At 63.0% G+C, this 16194-nt stretch carries 16 protein-coding genes; 6 read left to right on the top strand and 10 right to left on the bottom strand.

Annotated elements, in window-relative coordinates:
- Nucleotides 1–15: 15 nt before the first annotated feature.
- The 3 genes from HWX91_RS22215 to HWX91_RS22225 all read right to left on the bottom strand — a co-directional run bounded on the left by HWX91_RS22215 (nt 16) and on the right by HWX91_RS22225 (nt 2348).
- Nucleotides 16–729 carry an ABC transporter permease gene (locus HWX91_RS22215; RefSeq protein ID WP_028196797.1) on the bottom strand — a complete coding sequence of 238 codons (714 nt, stop codon included), beginning with the start codon at nt 727–729 and terminating at the stop codon, nt 16–18.
- On the bottom strand, nt 726–1415 hold the full coding sequence (locus HWX91_RS22220) for an ABC transporter permease (RefSeq protein WP_028196798.1): 690 nt from the start codon (nt 1413–1415) through the stop codon (nt 726–728). The genes HWX91_RS22215 and HWX91_RS22220 overlap by 4 nt, the downstream gene beginning before the upstream one ends.
- A gap of 156 nt (nt 1416–1571) precedes the next feature.
- Entirely contained in the window at nt 1572–2348 is a 777-nt protein-coding gene (locus HWX91_RS22225) for an ABC transporter substrate-binding protein (RefSeq protein WP_028196799.1), read from the bottom strand.
- A 574-nt stretch (nt 2349–2922) separates the two neighbouring features.
- Between HWX91_RS22225 and HWX91_RS22230 the strand changes: the two genes are divergently transcribed.
- Nucleotides 2923–3633: a pirin family protein gene (locus HWX91_RS22230; protein WP_028196800.1), complete on the top strand. Its 711-nt coding sequence runs from the start codon at nt 2923–2925 to the stop codon at nt 3631–3633.
- Between the two features lie 218 nt (nt 3634–3851).
- On the opposite strand, the gene HWX91_RS22235 is transcribed toward HWX91_RS22230, so the two are convergent.
- A complete protein-coding gene (locus HWX91_RS22235; protein ID WP_028196801.1) occupies nt 3852–4379 on the bottom strand; it encodes a periplasmic heavy metal sensor in 528 nt (175 codons plus the stop codon).
- Between the two features lie 220 nt (nt 4380–4599).
- Here HWX91_RS22235 and HWX91_RS22240 point away from each other — a divergent pair, with 220 nt between their 5' ends.
- Together HWX91_RS22240 and HWX91_RS22245 are read left to right on the top strand one after the other, a co-directional pair.
- Nucleotides 4600–5325: a response regulator gene (locus HWX91_RS22240; protein ID WP_028196802.1), complete on the top strand. Its 726-nt coding sequence runs from the start codon at nt 4600–4602 to the stop codon at nt 5323–5325.
- Nucleotides 5309–6625: an ATP-binding protein gene (locus tag HWX91_RS22245; protein ID WP_028196803.1), complete on the top strand. Its 1317-nt coding sequence runs from the start codon at nt 5309–5311 to the stop codon at nt 6623–6625. Before HWX91_RS22240 ends, HWX91_RS22245 begins: the two co-directional genes overlap by 17 nt.
- 75 nt (nt 6626–6700) lie before the next feature.
- On the opposite strand, the gene HWX91_RS22250 is transcribed toward HWX91_RS22245, so the two are convergent.
- The 3 genes from HWX91_RS22250 to HWX91_RS22260 all read right to left on the bottom strand — a co-directional run bounded on the left by HWX91_RS22250 (nt 6701) and on the right by HWX91_RS22260 (nt 9461).
- Nucleotides 6701–6967 (bottom strand): double-stranded DNA-specific endonuclease, encoded by a 267-nt coding sequence (locus tag HWX91_RS22250; protein ID WP_007175813.1) that lies wholly within the window; start codon nt 6965–6967, stop codon nt 6701–6703.
- Nucleotides 6968–7171: 204 nt separating this feature from the next.
- On the bottom strand, nt 7172–8863 hold the full coding sequence (locus HWX91_RS22255) for a sensor domain-containing diguanylate cyclase (RefSeq protein ID WP_028196804.1): 1692 nt from the start codon (nt 8861–8863) through the stop codon (nt 7172–7174).
- A 247-nt stretch (nt 8864–9110) separates the two neighbouring features.
- Nucleotides 9111–9461, bottom strand: coding sequence for a hypothetical protein (locus HWX91_RS22260; RefSeq protein WP_127837898.1), 351 nt, complete (start codon nt 9459–9461; stop codon nt 9111–9113).
- 166 nt (nt 9462–9627) lie between these two features.
- Here HWX91_RS22260 and HWX91_RS22265 point away from each other — a divergent pair, with 166 nt between their 5' ends.
- On the top strand, nt 9628–11379 hold the full coding sequence (locus HWX91_RS22265; protein ID WP_028196805.1) for an ABC transporter permease: 1752 nt from the start codon (nt 9628–9630) through the stop codon (nt 11377–11379).
- Nucleotides 11380–11402: 23 nt separating this feature from the next.
- On the top strand, nt 11403–12749 hold the full coding sequence (locus HWX91_RS22270; protein WP_028196806.1) for an ABC transporter ATP-binding protein: 1347 nt from the start codon (nt 11403–11405) through the stop codon (nt 12747–12749).
- A gap of 64 nt (nt 12750–12813) precedes the next feature.
- Here the strand turns inward: HWX91_RS22270 and HWX91_RS22275 are convergent, their stop codons facing one another.
- The 3 genes from HWX91_RS22275 to HWX91_RS22285 form a co-directional block, all read right to left on the bottom strand.
- Entirely contained in the window at nt 12814–13434 is a 621-nt protein-coding gene (locus HWX91_RS22275) for a hypothetical protein (RefSeq protein WP_244144120.1), read from the bottom strand.
- The gene (locus tag HWX91_RS22280) at nt 13431–14027 is read right to left on the bottom strand and encodes a hypothetical protein (protein WP_028196808.1); all 597 of its coding nucleotides are present in this window, start codon (nt 14025–14027) and stop codon (nt 13431–13433) included. Before HWX91_RS22280 ends, HWX91_RS22275 begins: the two co-directional genes overlap by 4 nt.
- A 390-nt stretch (nt 14028–14417) precedes the next feature.
- Nucleotides 14418–15464 (bottom strand): sigma-54 interaction domain-containing protein, encoded by a 1047-nt coding sequence (locus HWX91_RS22285; protein ID WP_028196809.1) that lies wholly within the window; start codon nt 15462–15464, stop codon nt 14418–14420.
- 407 nt (nt 15465–15871) lie between these two features.
- On the opposite strand from HWX91_RS22285, the gene HWX91_RS22290 reads away from it, so the two are divergent.
- Nucleotides 15872–16189: an ElaB/YgaM/YqjD family protein gene (locus tag HWX91_RS22290; RefSeq protein ID WP_028196810.1), complete on the top strand. Its 318-nt coding sequence runs from the start codon at nt 15872–15874 to the stop codon at nt 16187–16189.
- Nucleotides 16190–16194 lie beyond the last annotated feature (5 nt).

The following is a 16194-nucleotide window of genomic DNA, read 5'->3' on the forward strand; positions in this document are numbered from 1 at the left end:
TGCCCTTCTTCTTGATTACTTGCCTTGCGGCCGCAGGTAAGCGAGCCAGCGGTGCTCGGCGCGGCGGAACAGCCACACGAGCGCAAACGAAATGCATAGATAAAGCAGGGCGGCGATGCCGAACGCGTTGAACGACTGATAGGTCGCCGAGTTCACATCGCGCGCGATCTTGAGGATGTCCGGCACGGTCGCGGTGAACGCAACCGTGGTGGCGTGCAGCATCAGGATCACTTCGTTGCTGTAGTACGGCAACGCGCGGCGCAGCGCCGACGGCAGAATCACCCGCCGGTACAGCGTGAACGACGACATGCCGTAGGCGCGCGCCGCCTCGATCTCGCCATACGGCGTTGCCTTGATCGCGCCCGCGAAGATCTCGGTGGTGTACGCGCAGGTGTTCAGCGTGAACGCGAGCAGCGTGCAATGCATGCCGTCACGGAAGAACGCGTTGGTCAGTTCGTGGTTGCGGATGATGTCGAGGCTGTACAGGCCGGTGTAGCAGAGCAGTAGCTGCACGTAGAGCGGCGTGCCGCGGAACACGTAGGTATACAGCCACACCAGCGCGGCGAGCCATTTCTTCTTCGACACACGCGCAACCGCGAGGGGAATCGACAGGCAGAAGCCGAGTCCGATCGACACCACCAGCAGCCACAGCGTGATCGCGACGCCCGTCAGGCGGTAGCCGTCGGTATAGAGGTAATTGCGCCAGTATTCCTGAATGATCTCGATCATAGATCCGCCTTTCGTACGCCAGTCGAGTAACGCTTTTCCAGGTACATCAGCACGAAGTTGGACACTGTGGTGATGACGAGATAGATCGCCCCGGCGAGCAGGGTGAAGAAGAAGAACCGCAACGTGCCTTTGCCCGCATCCTGCGAGGCTTTGACCACGTCCGCGAGACCGATGATCGACACCAGCGCCGTGGCTTTCACCATCACCTGCCAGTTGTTGCCGATGCCGGGCAGCGCGAAGCGCATCATCTGCGGGAACATGACCCGCGAGAACACCTGCCAGTTGGTCATGCCGTAGGCCGCGCCCGCTTCGAGCTGGCCGCGCGGCACGGCGAGAAAGGCGCCGCGGAAGGTTTCGGTGAAGTACGCGCCGTAGATGAAGCCCAGCACCGCGACGCCGGCCACGAACGGATCGATGTCGATCTGATCCCAGCCCAGCAGGTCGGTCAGGTTATTCAGCCAGATCTGGATGCTGTAGAACAGCAGCAACATCAGCACGAGGTCGGGCACGCCGCGCACGAGCGTGGTGTAGACGGTGCCGATGCCATAGGACACGCGGTTCTTCGACAGCTTGGCTGCCGCGCCGAGCAGGCCCAGCACGAAAGCGAACGCCAGCGACAACACCGCCAGTTTGACGGTTTGCCAGGTGCCGTTGAGAAGCAGCGGGCCGTAGCCTTGAAGGAACATAGGGGGTCCTTGACGATACGCTTGCCGACTCTGGTTCTGAATCGGGGTTGAAGCTGCTTTTGAAACTGTTGCCGACTGTATTACGAAGCCTCGGGAAAGCCCATGCGGGCGAGCCCCGAGTGAGCGGTCAACTCAGTGACCCGCTCAGTGTCAAGTTCAACGCCCAGGATAAATATCGACGTCGAAATACTGCTTTTCGAGCTTTTTGAACGTGCCGTCCTGATGCACCTGCGCCAACGCCTGGTTGAACATCGCTTTCAGCTCGACGTCGTCCTTGCGCAGGCCGATGGCCGTGCCGTCTCCGAGTGTCTTCGGGTCTTTCACTTCCGGGCCGGCCCAGCCGAAGCCCTTACCGCGCGGCGTCTTCAGGAACCCGGCGTCGGCTTGCAATTCATCCTGCAGCGCGGCGTCGAGACGACCCGAGGCGATGTCGGCGTACACCTGATCCTGATTCTGGTAGGACACCACGGTCACGCCTTTCGGCTCCCAGTACGCCTTGGCGTAGGTCTCCTGAGTCGAGCCCTGCTCGACCCCGACGTGCTTGCCCTTCAGCGATTCAGCCGTGGGCAGGAGCGGCGAGCCGGCTTTGGCGATCATGCGGGCCGGCGCTTCGAACAGTTTGTCGGAGAAATCGATCTGCTCGCGGCGCTTGTCCGTGACGGTCAGCGACGACACGATCGCGTCGAACTTCTTGCCCTTCAAGGCCGGGATGATCCCGTCCAGGTCCTGTTCGACCCACACGCATTTGACGTTCATCTTCGCGCACAGCGCTTTCGTCAAATCGACGTCGAAGCCGACAACCTGGCCGCTGGCCGCCTTCGATTCGAACGGCGGGTAGCTGGCGTCCACCCCGATGCGCACGGTTTTCCATTCTTTCGCCATCGCGCCGGTGGCCATGACGGCAAGCGCCACGCACAGTGCGGCCTTCTTCATGTTTCTCCTGGATCAAACTGATCGTCGTGGTGTGCCGATCTCGACGACCGCCGGCTCGTGGCCGGCCGTCGCTATTCTAGGCGGTCAAAATTGTCGCGCCGCGTCTGGATTTCGCCCGCTTTCGCGCCCGTCTTCTCGACGTATCGAGCGAAATCGGTGAGCGGGCGAACCCCGTGGCTGTGCCGTGGCGGCCCGGCTGTCGGGCCCGTCGGCGTGCCTTCGGCACCCACGCGTCTTGAAAAGGGCGGTATTTTACCCGAACAGGGACGGGGCGCCAGTTTGGGACGCCGTCGATGGCCGATGGCCGGGCGCATGCGTTGTGGATTTGCGACGGTGCCGGACCGCGCTCCGGCTGTGTTTGTCCATACTCGTTCGCTCGACCGCCGACAAAGCGGCCAACAACGCGGCCGCAATGCCGTGGCTGGGCGCCGGTAGCCGGGCTGGCCGCGCCCAGCGCCCCGCCGGCGCGTGATTGCGTGGATTTATGGAACGATCCGGTGCGCCGTTGCCGATTGTTTAGCGGGCCGCGCGCCCATACATTCTGCGCATCGTTATTTAGTTACTGGAGACTTTCATGATCGAGATCCGCCGTTCCGACGAACGCGGCCATGCCAATCACGGCTGGCTCGACTCGTATCACAGCTTCTCGTTTGCCGATTACCGCGACCCGCAACACGTGCATTTCGGACCGCTGCGGGTGATCAACGAAGACCGTATCGCCGGTGGGCAGGGCTTCGGCACGCACGGCCATCGCGACATGGAAATCGTCACCTATGTACTCGAAGGCGCGCTTGCACACCGCGACAGCATGGGCAACGGCTCGACCATCCGTCCCGGCGACGTGCAGCGGATGAGCGCAGGTACGGGGGTGATGCACAGCGAATTCAATGCATCGCAGGACGACGAGGCGCACCTGTTGCAGATCTGGGTGATCCCGCAACGCGCGGGCGACCAGCCCGGCTACGAGGAAAAACGCTTCGACGATGCCGACAAGCGCGGGCGTCTGCGGGTGATCGCTTCGCCCGACGGCCGGGACGGTTCCGTCACGATTCACGCGGACGCGTCGATCTACGCGGCGTTGCTCGACGGCGCCGAGCAGGCTGCGTTCGCGTTGCCGGAAGGGCGCATCGCCTATGTGCACGTGGCGCGCGGCGCGCTGACCGTGAATGGCGAAGCGCTTAAAGCCGGCGATGCCGCCAAGCTCAGCGGGACCGATACGGTGACGCTCGAGAAGGGCGAGAACGCCGAAGTCCTGCTGTTCGATCTGGGTCCGCTCAACGGATAAGCAGCCGTTGCCTGCTGTTGATTCGTTGGCCGATGGTTGAGCAATGGTTGGCAGAGGGTTAGCGATTGCCGGTTGCGGGCGCAACGCGTGTCTTCGGGCTGAAGGGCTGTCTGGACGCAAACAGAAACGCCACGGAAAAGCTTCCGTGGCGTTTCTGTTTCTGGAAGGCGGCTGCGCAAGCTGCCTTCCGCCTGGGTCATACCGCTTACCGATACCGCTTACTGATTGGCAGCCGGCGCCGACGCCGCGCCCTTATGATGCTGCCAGCGCTCGCGCATCTTCTCGTGACGGGCTTCCATCTTCGCAAAACGCTGCTTTAGCGCCGTGCTGACCGTAGTTTTCTGCTGGTCGTTCAAGCCGTTGTAGAAAGTGAGCCACGCATTCGTGGTTTGTTGACGCAGTTGTGCGTCTTTTTGCTCGACTTGCTGGTGCGCGGCCGCCATGGCGTTCAGATCCAGGATCGGCTGCTGCTGTGCGGCCTTCATCTGGTTCCTGATCTGTTCATGGTTGGCGCGCATGGCCTCATGATTCTGCTTCATGGTGTCGAGCGCGGCCTGCCATTGCTTTTCCTGATCCGCGTTCAGCTTCAGCTGGTCGTGCAGTTGCGTCAGTTCCTTCATGAAGTGGCCATGCCAGCCGCCGGGGCCGCCTTGACCGGCGGGTTGTGCGGCATAGGCAGCGCCCGCGCCGATGGCAAGGGCGGTTGCGGCAACGGCGAGAACGCGCGAGATTTTTTTGGTGGACATGTAAGGCTCCTTGTAATGGAATAGCCGACGATGCAACCGGTGATAGAGGACGGCCTGCATTCGGTAAGACACAGCGTAGAGAAACGGGTCCAACGCTGTGTTACGCCGACGGATGTGGCTATTACGGGTCATTACGTGTGCCTTTCACCGTAACACCCGGTAACCCTTGCGGGCCGTCTGAAATCGAAAACCCCTCCTGCCGCGCGTTAAACTTCATCCCATGGCTACTCAAATACTTGTTGTTGACGACGACGTCGAATTGCGCGATCTGCTGCGCGACTATCTGGCCCGTCAGGGCATCGAAGTCTCGGTGCTGCACGACGCGGGCACGCTCGAGCGCAGGCTCGAACGCGAGCGTCCCGATCTGATCGTGCTCGATCTGATGATGCCGGGTGTCGACGGGCTGACCGCGCTGCGCAAGCTGCGCGCGTCGGGCGACGACATTCCTGTGATCATGCTCACCGCGCGTGCTGATGACGTCGACCGCATCGTTGGGCTGGAGCTCGGCGCCGACGACTATCTCGGCAAGCCGTTCAATCCGCGCGAGCTGTTGGCGCGCGTGCAGGCGGTGCTGCGGCGGCGCCGCACGCTGCCGTCGGCGGCGGCGCCGGAGCAGCGCGAGCCGTTCAACTTCGGCCGCTTCACGCTCGATTTCCAGTCGCGCACGCTGCATCACGAAGACAAGCCGCTCACGCTGTCGGGCAGCGAATTCGCCCTTCTGAAGATTTTTGTCAATCACCCCATGCGCACGCTCACCCGTGAGCGCCTGCTCGAACTGCTGCATGGCCCGGAATACGACGGCACCGATCGCGGCATCGACGTACAGGTGTGGCGTTTGCGTCGCATTCTCGAAACCGACCCGTCCACGCCGCGTTTCATTCAAACGGTGCGCGGGCGCGGCTACGTGTTCGTGCCGGACGGCGAACAACATGCGTCGGCCCATTGATTCACTGTTTGGCCGCCTCGCACTGCTAGTCATTGCGGTGCTGCTCCTGTCGCATTTCGCGTGGTACGCGCTGATGCGGCTCGAGCGCAGCCAATTGCAAACCCGCTACGCCGTCGAGGAAGCCACCTTCCTCGTGGACGCGGTGCGTCAGCACGTTGCCCGCACACCGGACCAGCCCTTGCCGTCGCGCGTACGGCTGGTCGATCCGGCGAGCCCCGACGTGCCGCCGGATATCGGCACGTTGCCGGAGCCGCTCGAACGTTTCGTCGAAGACGTACGCGATCGCATGCCGGCCGGCACCCTCGTGCGGATCGGCCAGCCAGGCCGGCCGCCCACGCTATGGGTGCGCGCCACCACGGATCACAGCTGGATCGTCGTGCCGGTGCAGCCATTGCGGCCGCCGCGCTCGCTCGATCGCACGGTGCTGTGGCTCGCGATCATTTTCTCGTTTGCGGTGATGGCAGCGCTTTTTGCCGCATGGGCGCTGCAGCAGCCATTGCGCTCGCTTGCCCAGGCGGTGGCGCGCTTCGGGCGGGGTTTGCCGGTGCCGCCGGTGCCCGAGCGCGGGCCGCGCGAATTGCGGCAGTTGACGCACGGCTTCAACCAGATGGTTCAGGAAGTGGCGCGTACTGAAAACGACCGCGCCGTAATGCTGGCCGGCGTCGCGCACGATCTGAAAACGCCGCTGGCGCGCTTGCGGCTGCGTGCCGAAATGATGGAAGAAGTGAAAATGCGTGACGGCGTCGTGCGCGACGTCGATTCAATGACGCACATCGTCGAACAGTTTCTGGTGTTTGCCCACGACGGCGCCGACCGCAGCGAAGCGGTCGAAGTGGACGCGCAGTGCGAACGCGTGGTCCGCAGTTACCGTGCGGTCGCGGCCGGCGCGCCCACGGTGCGAACCGAACTCAACGCGGGCCCCGGTTTCCTGCTGCCGGCGGCGACGCTCGACCGGATCCTCTCGAACCTGCTGGACAACGCCCACGCCTACGGCGCGCCGCCGATCGTTGTCGCCACGGCGCGCACGGCGCAAGGTTTCACGCTGTCGGTGAGCGACAACGGCAGCGGTATCGCCGCGCAGGACCTGATCAATGCCAGCCGGCCGTTCGTCCGGCTCGACCCGGCACGCGGCGGCAATGGTCATAGCGGATTGGGGCTCGCGATCGTCGAGCGTCTGGTGCGGCGTGCGGGCGGGGAGTGGGAAATCGGCAACCACGAAGGCCGTGGCTTGCGGGTCTTGATGAGCTTTCCGTTCGAGGTAGTGCCGCGTGTTATGGCGGCCTCGGAAAGCGTCTGGTAGGTTGAGGCGGGGCAAGGGCGGCAGGCGTCTGCCCCGCTGTGTTCATGCCGGAACGCGCGTCCGGCAGCCGTTGCGCTAGTCTGAAAACAGCGTGTTCAACGCATTCGCCGCGTCGCTATCCACCGTATTCCACGTGACCGTTTCGGCTTCGAAAATATAGTGCGTGGTGTACTTGCCGAGACGCGCGAGTATTTCTTCCTGAATCAATTCCGGCGCGACATCCAGTTTCAGATACCACGCGGTCGACGACAGGCGTGTCTGGAACGCGCCATATTCGGCCAGCAAATGGTCGAATGCGTCGGCATCCTGATCGCGACAGACGATGACCAAATTTCCCTTCATGCGAATCTCCCGTTAGAGCGGTAGCGGCAACCTCAATGTCAGGGTTGATGATACCTGCATCCTCACGGAACTTCCGGAGAAGGGATTTGCTTTGCGTCAGTTGCCGCGTTCCTCGGGGTGCCAGTGGCATGACAGGCGCGGCGGCGCGAACTGCAATCCGGCACGGACCGGCGCATTACCCGTGAGAGCAAACGTTACCAGGCGCTACCAGGCGTTGGCCACCGTGCGCGCGGGCGGTGCGGTGTCGTCGGGCGGAAGCGCTTCGGTGCGGTCGCGCCCACCCGTCTTCGCTGCGTAAAGCGCCATGTCGGCGCGGCTCATGATGCGCTCGGGCAGATCGTCGGCGGAGAGTTCGGTGATGCCGATGCTCACGCTCAAACCCACCGAAGGCGGCAGCTTCGGCGAAGGAACCGCCTTGAGACGCAGACGCAAGCGTTCGACCACTTCGCGGCCGCCCTCCAGATTTGTGGCGGGCAGCAGCAAGCCAAACTCTTCGCCGCCCAGGCGGCCGATCGCATCGGTGCCGCGCAACTCAGCCCGGCAGGTATCGACGAAATGCTCGAGCGCGCGGTCGCCCGCGGCGTGGCCGAAGCGGTCGTTGATCTGCTTGAAGTGATCGAGATCGGCGATCGCCACGCACAGCGGCTGATTGTCCGCATGCGCGCGCTCTATCTCATGACGCAGCAGGTCGAGGAAGTAGCGCCGCGACAGCGCGCCGGTCAGCGCGTCGTGGCGCGCTTCGGCCGAGAGCAGGGTGTTGGCCGATTGCAGTTGCTCGGCAAGATCGCGGGTGGCGCGATGATGGCGCCGCTCCCGCACGTACGACACGGTGATCACCCACGCGAGCGCGACCGTGCCGGCCAGCGTCAGAAACACTAGCAGATGATCGCGCGTGTGATTGCGCAGCAATTCGGGCCACGCCGCAAGCGGGTCGACCAGATGCGCCGATAGACCCGAGTTCAGGCCGCCACGTGTCTGATACAACGCAGGCGTTTGCTGCGCGCTCATGCCGAACAACTGGCTGGCGATGGTTGCGGGTACCCAGGGCGCCTGCTCGCGCACTTGTGCGTCGACCTGAATCCGGATGTCGGGGAGGATGTCGCGGCGGTAGATGACCCTGCGCTCGGCGGCGCTCATCTGCGTGACGCGAGAATCTGGCAGGGCATGGCCTTCAAGGTCGCTGTTGTGCGCCATGATGATGACGCCGTGCTCGTCGGCCACGAAGGTGCCGGTATGGGCGACCCAGTGGCGCAGCCGCGCGATCCCCACTTTGGCCACAACGGCGCCGACCAGCAGGCCGTCGGTATAAACCGGCGCTGCGATGAAGATGCCCGGTTCGCCGCTCGAGCGGCCCACGCCATAAGCTTCCGAAAACGCGCCGAGCAGGGCATTGGTCAGATAGCTGCGGGTGCGCATGTCGACGCCGACGAAGGAGCGTTCCGCGGCGAGCGGGTTATTGATGGAGTTGCTCGACGCGACGCAGGTGCCGTTGGTGTTGACGAGCCAGATCTGATCGAGCCCGGAGAAGCCTTGCGCGTCATGCAGGAAGCTGCTCACGGCGAGCAACTGCGGGTCCTTTAACAACGCGGCGCGCAGGGCGGGTTCCGTCGCTTCGCCGTTCGCGGCATAATTCTGGGATTGCACCAGCGCGCGCTGGACTACGTTCATTTCGGCCATGGTGGCGGGGATAGCCCGGGACATCGAGAGGTCGCTGGCAATCACCTCGGCCATGTTGTCGACGATCGACGTGGACATCTGGCGCTGTGTACGCATGGCCGCGTCCAGCTCTTGCTGTACCATCCGGTCCGCGACCATGCCGGCCACGAACCAGCAAACGAGCACGATCAGCGCGAAGCTGATCGGTCCGGCTGCCTGGCGCAAGGTTGTCCTGTTCATCGACCCTCTGTTCCGTCTGGCTGTGACATGCAACTAGCTCATTCGTGGCAGCGCGGTGGCGCCGTTTTGCCCGGTTGTTTTCGCCCAGTTGTGACGCCCTTATGGAAGCGGCTGGCGATCCGGCCTCGGTGTGGACCGTGCCGTGTGCCGGTATCACCGTACACAGCGTGTCGTTTTTTGATTTTAACCGTCATGGGGCCTGACGCCACTGTTATTGCGGGAATGCGAAGTGTGTCCGCGTCGCTCATCAGGGCCTTAACGGCAGCGTGTCGGCTTTCTGAATGGCCGCGCGGGCTTTTTCCGGATGTTTGAAATGCATTTCGGGCCGCGCTCGCGATTGCCGGGAAAATGGCTGGCGCACGTCGGTAAATACCGTGCTGTATCGCGCCGGATCGACGCCGGATGAAGGCCGTTTGAAGGCCGTCGTTGCGGCGTACGCTGTGGTTTGCCGGTATTTGGCGCGAAAGGTTGTGCCTGAAACATAGGATGGTGTAGTGTCGTGCCGTCCAAAAGAAGGAAAGCCCGCCAGCCTTAGGGCGGCGCCCGCGGCGACAGAGGAATCCGGCTTCGTGGCACCGGTCCTGGGCAGCTCGCCCAAGGACACGTCCGCACCGGTCTATGTGTCTCCAACGCTAACGATTTACCGCGCCTACGCGTTTTGCCATGCCTGATTTCCGCTTTCCGGACCAATCTTCAGACTGCCGCGCCGAATCTGCGGCCTCCTTTGTCCATTCGAACATCTGTAATAACGAGGAGGGCGCCTGATGGACTTCAGTTTCGACCTGAAACGCACCGCCAATGCTTCAGCGTGGCGATTACTGCCTAACGGCTGGGATTTCGTCGCCTTCCCGTTGATCATCTGCGTCATCGCGATGGCCGCGATCGGTTTTCATCAGACGCTGGCGCCGATGTCGACGCTGAAAACCCAGGTCATCTCACTCGACCCGTCGAGCCTGCCCGAATACGCCATGCGCACGACGCTGCGCATGCTGGCGGCGATGGTGGCATCGCTTACCTTCACGCTGGTCTACGGCACGCTCGCCGCGAAGAGCCGCCGCGCGGGCCTCGTGCTGGTGCCGATTCTCGACATCCTGCAGTCGGTGCCGGTGCTCGGCTACATTTCATTCACGGTCACGTTCTTCCTCGCGCTGTTCCCGGGGCGCGTGCTGGGCGCCGAACTCGCCGCGATCTTCGCCATTTTCACGAGCCAGGCATGGAATATGACCTTCAGCTTCTATCAGTCGCTGCGCTCGGTGCCGCGCGATCTGGATGAAGTGTCGCGGGGGTTTCATCTGACGGGCTGGCAGCGCTTCTGGAAGCTGGAAGTGCCGTTCTCGATGCCCGGCCTCATCTGGAACATGATGATGTCGATGTCGGGCGGCTGGTTCTTCGTGGTGGCCTCCGAGGCCATCACCGTAGGCAACAACACGATCACGTTGCCTGGGATCGGCGCGTATCTGGCGCAGGCGATCTCGGACAAGAACCTGCACGCGGTCGGCTGGGTGATTCTGGCGATGACGGTCGTGATTCTGGCCTACGACCAGTTCCTGTTCCGCCCGCTCGTCGCCTGGGCCGATAAGTTCCGCATGGAAACGACCAGTTCCGGCAATGCCCCGGAATCCTGGCTGCTCGACCTGATCCGCCGTACCCGTCTGATTCACCGCCTGCTCGTGCCGATGGGGTGGGTGTTCGCGAACGCCGCGCGGGTGCCGATGCGCCTGCCGGCATTCGACCGTGTCCGCTTCGCGATTCCGCAGCGCCAGAAATCGTCGCGCGTGGGCGACATCGTGTGGGGGATTCTGGTGATCCTCCTGACGGTATATGTCGTTTATCGCGTGGTGGCGTATGTGCGCACCGGCGTGACGCTCGACGAAGTGGGGCACGTGCTGGTGCTGGGGCTCATCACGCTGCTGCGGGTGGCGCTGCTGATCGCGCTCTCGTCGGTGATCTGGGTGCCGCTCGGCGTGCTGATCGGGCTGCGTCCGGCGCTCGCCGAGAAGATCCAGCCGCTCGCGCAGTTTCTGGCCGCGTTCCCGGCGAACCTGCTGTTCCCGGTCTTCGTGATCGTGATCGTGCGTTTTCACCTGAATCCTGACATCTGGCTGTCGCCGCTGATCGTGCTCGGCACCCAGTGGTATATCCTCTTTAACGTGATTGCGGGGGCCAGCTCCTACCCGAACGATTATCGCGAGGCGGCCACCAACTTCGGTATTCGCGGCTGGCAGTGGTGGCGCAAGGTGATGCTGCCCGGTATCTTCCCGTACTACGTGACGGGGGCGATTACCGCATCCGGTGGCGCGTGGAACGCGAGTATCGTCTCCGAGTTCGTTCAGTGGGGCGACACCAAACTCGCCGCGCACGGTCTGGGTGCTTACATCGCGCAGAACACCGCGTTGGGCGACTTCCCGAAAATCATTCTCGGTATTGCCGTGATGTCCCTCTTTGTGACCTTGTTTAACCGCCTGCTGTGGCGTCCAATGTACGCCTATGCCGAGTCCAAGCTTCGGCTCGATTGACAGTAAATTTAAGGCAAACCGCGATGCAAAATCCTAAAGCTGCCGTAACCGCCGCGCCGGTCCAGATGCCGCCGAAGCCTCCGCGCCTGGGTGAGGAAATTCTGTGCGTCAAGGACGTGTGCCGCGGGTTCAACAAGACCCAAGGCGAGCTGCTTGTCCTCGACGATGTGAACCTGTCGCTGCGCGAAGGTGAGATCGTCGGCATGCTGGGCCGTTCGGGCTCGGGCAAGTCGACCCTGCTGCGTATCATTGCCGGCCTGATCGAACCGACCGACGGCGAAGTGACGTACCTCGGCAAGCCGCTCGAAGGTCCGGCCAAGGGTGTCGCGATGGTGTTCCAGACCTTCGCGCTGTTCCCGTGGCTGACCGTGCTGCAGAACGTGGAAGCGGGCCTCGAAGCGCAAGGCGTGGGCGCGCGCGAGCGGCGCGAGCGCGCACTGGCCGCGATCGACCTGATCGGTCTCGACGGTTTTGAAAACGCGTATCCGCGCGAATTGTCGGGCGGCATGCGCCAGCGCGTTGGTTTTGCGCGCGCGCTGGTGGTCGATCCGACGCTGCTGCTGATGGACGAGCCGTTTTCCGCCCTCGACGTGCTGACCGCCGAAACCTTGCGTACCGACCTGCTCGATCTGTGGACGCAAGGCCGCATGCCGATCAAATCGGTGCTGATCGTCACGCACAACATCGAGGAAGCGGTGTTTATGTGCGACCGCATTCTGGTGCTGTCGTCGAACCCGGGCCGCGTGATCGCCGAGATCAAGGTGCCGTTCAAGCATCCGCGTAACCGGCTGGATCCGGCGTTCCGCCGTCTGGTCGACGACATCTACGCCAAGATGACCGCACGCCAGACCGACGAAGCGACGAGGAAGGGGCTCGAACTCGGTAGCTGGCTGCCGCACGTGTCGACCAACCTGATGGCCGGTCTGATCGAAACGCTGGCCGCCGCGCCGTACCACGGCCGCGCCGACATGCCGGAAATCGCCCGCTCGCTGCATCTGGAGGTGGACGATCTGTTCCCGGTTGCCGAAGTGCTGCAACACCTGGGCTTCGCCGATGTGCGTGAAGGCGATATTTTCCTGACGCCGCCGGCGCGTGTGTTCGCGGAATTCGGCACGCAGGAACGCAAGATGATGTTCGCCGAACACCTGCTGCGCCACGTGCCGCTCGCCGCGCGGATCAAGAAGGTGTTGAACGAACGGCCGGGGCATCGCGCGCCGCGTGTGCGCTTCGAGCAGGAGCTGGAGGATTTTCTGTCGGACAGCGCCGCGGAAGAGACGCTCGACGCAGTGATCAACTGGGGCCGTTATGGCGAGATCTTCTCGTATAACGACCAGACGGAAATTTTCAGTCTGGAAGACGTGGAGTCTTAAATCCAGTCGGGTTGATTAAGACGCCCAAGACAAAAAAGCGGCGGGGGAGACCCCGCCGCTTTTTTTATTGCAGATTGCCCCAGCGCTCGACGGCCGGTTCCGCCGATGCCCACTTCCAGCCCTTGTCCTGGCGGCACGCGCTGGCCGTATACCAGTCTTCGTGCGCGTTCGGGCCGTCGCCGTCCTGCACCGAGAACACGAACTCCTTGCACAGCGCGAGCGCCGAGCTGAACGCCCGCGTCACGCGCACCTGGCCATGGCCGTTCTCGATCGGCAGCGAGTGCTTGACTGCCCAAAGCCGCGTCTCGCCGACCGGCATCGCCCCCGCCAACGCGGCAATCATGTTCTGCTGATCGGTGTGCATGGTGCGCATGTAGCGATTGACGGCCTCATCCGTCGCGGCCTGCACGGCAATACCGACGCCGATGCCGACTGCCGGGTTGGCGGTCACGAGACCTGACGCCACACCGGCCGCGGCGCCGCTCGCCGCGCCAACCGACGAGCAGCCGCTCGTCAGCAGACTCGCGCCGACGCAGATGGCTCCCGCGAGCGCGAGCCGCAGCCGGTTGCCGGAAAGCGCCACCGCACGCGTGCGCGGAGCCAGCGCGTCGCGCTTGGCGTGGCTGGAACGTCGTTCAGGTAGCGCGCGCCCATTGCGGGGAGATTGAAGCCACAGCGCCCTCATTGCAGCGCGCCCCAGCGTTCGGTGGCGGGTTCGGCCGACGCCCATTTCCAGTTGTCGCCGTCGCGGCAGATCGAGGCGACGTAGAACGCGCTGCTAGCCGGCACATTCTGGGTAGCGATCTGATCGACCGAGAAGACGATTTCCTTGCAGTCGAGCGCACCGGCGCTGATTATTCGGCTTACGGTGACGCGGCCGTGTTCGTCGTCTTCGATCGGCATCGAATGCGTCACGCTCCAAGGCGCAATCGCGCCGACCTCGAGCGGTCCGGCGATTTTGGCGATACCGTCCTGCGTATTCTTGTGGACCACGCGCTCCGAGTACTGCACGCCGGCGCGCGCCGCGGCTACCGCGCCTAGACCGATGCCGGTAGCGACCGCCGCGTTGTTGGTGACTTTGGCCGCGAGCGCGGCGCCTGCAACACCTGCGCCGGCGGTGGCGCCTTCCGTATAGAGCGAACTGCACCCGCTCAACGCCGACGTAATCGCCACCGCTAATGCGACGAGCGCCGTTGCATTCGGACGTCCGCATTTAGCGGCTTTAGACGCCGTAGTTGTTTGTTTTGCCCCTTCGGCCCACACCATACTTTTTTGCATTTCCCTGTCTCTGCTCCTGCAAGTGCCTTCGCTCACGCATGGTTTATTTGCGTGCTTCACATTTGTGAACGGTGTGTGAGCGAAAGGCACGCCTTTCTCATCGTTGCACTATGCGCTGCCGCATTTTGCAGGATGCCATTTGTAATTGGCAGTGGGAAAGTGCAAGCAATTGCAAAAGATAGTGCGAGTCGAATCGGTTTCTGGTGAGCAGAAGCCGATTTTGATTGGTGGTGCGAAGGGATTAATTGTGAGATGAGCGATGCGCAAAAAATGGCTGTTTCAGCGAAGGTGGCCTGCGCAACGCGCGTAGCAGGTGACTGAAAAAGCTGGCGGTCGGTATGCAGAAAATACCTGCCCACGCGAACGAATCGCGTGAGCGCCTGGTACGGCTTAGGTTTCGCTTTCTTCTTCCGCGCCTTCGTCGCCGCCGTATACGCTCAAGCGGTTGTACAGCGTTTTCAGGCTGACGCCGAGTGCTTTGGCCGCGCGCCGCTTGTCGCCACCGCAGTATTTGAGCGTGCCGAGAATGATCTGCTTTTGCGCATCGGCGAGCGGAGTGCCGATCCACACGCTCATCGCGTCGCCCTGGGTCACGGGTTTTTTCACGCGCGATGCGAGATGCGGATGCGGCAGTTCAACCGTTTTCTCCGCGAGAATGAACGCGCGATACACCGCGTTCTTCAACTCGCGCACGTTGCCCGGCCACGACCAGGTCCGCAGTGTTTCGATCGACCGTTTGCTGAAGCTCTTGCTCGCGTTTTCCTGCTGATTCAGCAAGGCGAGAAAGTGTTGGGCGAGCAGTTCGCGATCACCCTCGCGCTCGCGCAACGGTGGCGCGCGCAACGGAAAAACCGCGAGCCGGTACATCAGGTCTTCGCGCAGACCGTGTTCCTTCACGGCGATCGCGGGGTCGCGATTGGTCGCGGCGATCACGCGCACGTCGCCATGAATCAGCTCGTTGCCGCCCACCCTGAAGAAGGTGCCGGTCTCGAGCGCGCGCAAAAGTTTGACCTGGCGCACTGGCGCCATTTCAGTGATTTCGTCGAGGAACAGCGTGCCGCCGTTCGCATGTTCGAAGTAGCCGATGCGGCCTTGCACGGCACCCGTGAAGCTGCCTTTTTCGTGGCCGAACAATTCGGCTTCGATGAGTTCGTCGGGAATTGCGCCGCAGTTCACGGCGATAAACGGGGCATCCTTGCGGCTGCTGTGATCGTGAATCGTGCGGGCAATCAGTTCCTTGCCGGTGCCAGATTCGCCGATGATCAGCGCGGTCGCGTCGGTGCCGGCGACGCGTTCGATCTGCTCATACAAATCGAGCATCACCGGCGACGAGCCGTACAGTAGCCCGTACGATTTCAGTCCCGCGATGCCGTCCGCGACGCGCTGCTTCGTCTGTGCGGCGGAGACGGCGGGCGGGTCCAGGTCGATTGACGCCATAAACGGGGGAGTCCTGTGCAAATGGGGTTTGGTGTTGCGGCGCGCAGGCCTTCAAGTCCTCGGAGCAAGATGGACCAGTTCACTCACTATCTCACAAGAATTCGATTTAACCACTTTGAAGCTGCTTCCGGCAATCCATGTGACGGGTGGAGAAATAGTCCGCCGCGCGTCCGGTCGAAAGTGCCTGAACCGGGGTTGCTATCGAACAAGCGTGGCAAATTTACCGGGCACGGCGTTTGCGGCATGGATTCGGCATGCGTGCGCTTTTGGGCGGCTTGAGGCTGCGCTGGGCGCGCCGGCGTCGGCTGCGATTCCTGCGGTTCCTTCGGTTCCTCGATTTGTCGCCACGCGCAGCAATCAGGACGGAAGTGGGACGCAGACGCCGGATTCAGACATAGGAGCAAATAATGAGTGACACCACGCAACAGCTCGCACTCGGCGGCCAGAAGATTGTCGAAGATCTGAGAGTGTTGCTGACGGATTCGGAAGAGATGCTGCGGCTTGCCGCAGATGTACCGGGCGAGGGCGTCGATGCGCTGCGCGAACGCCTGACGGCGCATGTCGAGACGCTGCAGGCGGCGCTCGGTGATGCGCAGCGGAACGCCCGGCACCGCTACCGTGCCGCAGCCGTCAGTGCCGAGCGATACGTGCGGCACAACCCATGGCGCTCGCTTGGCATGGCCGCGGGCGCGGGTTTTCTGCTTGGCGTCCTCGCCGCGCGCTGACGCGC

The organism is Paraburkholderia fungorum (assembly GCF_902833645.1).
GTDB classification, from domain to species: Bacteria; Pseudomonadota; Gammaproteobacteria; order Burkholderiales; family Burkholderiaceae; genus Paraburkholderia; species Paraburkholderia fungorum.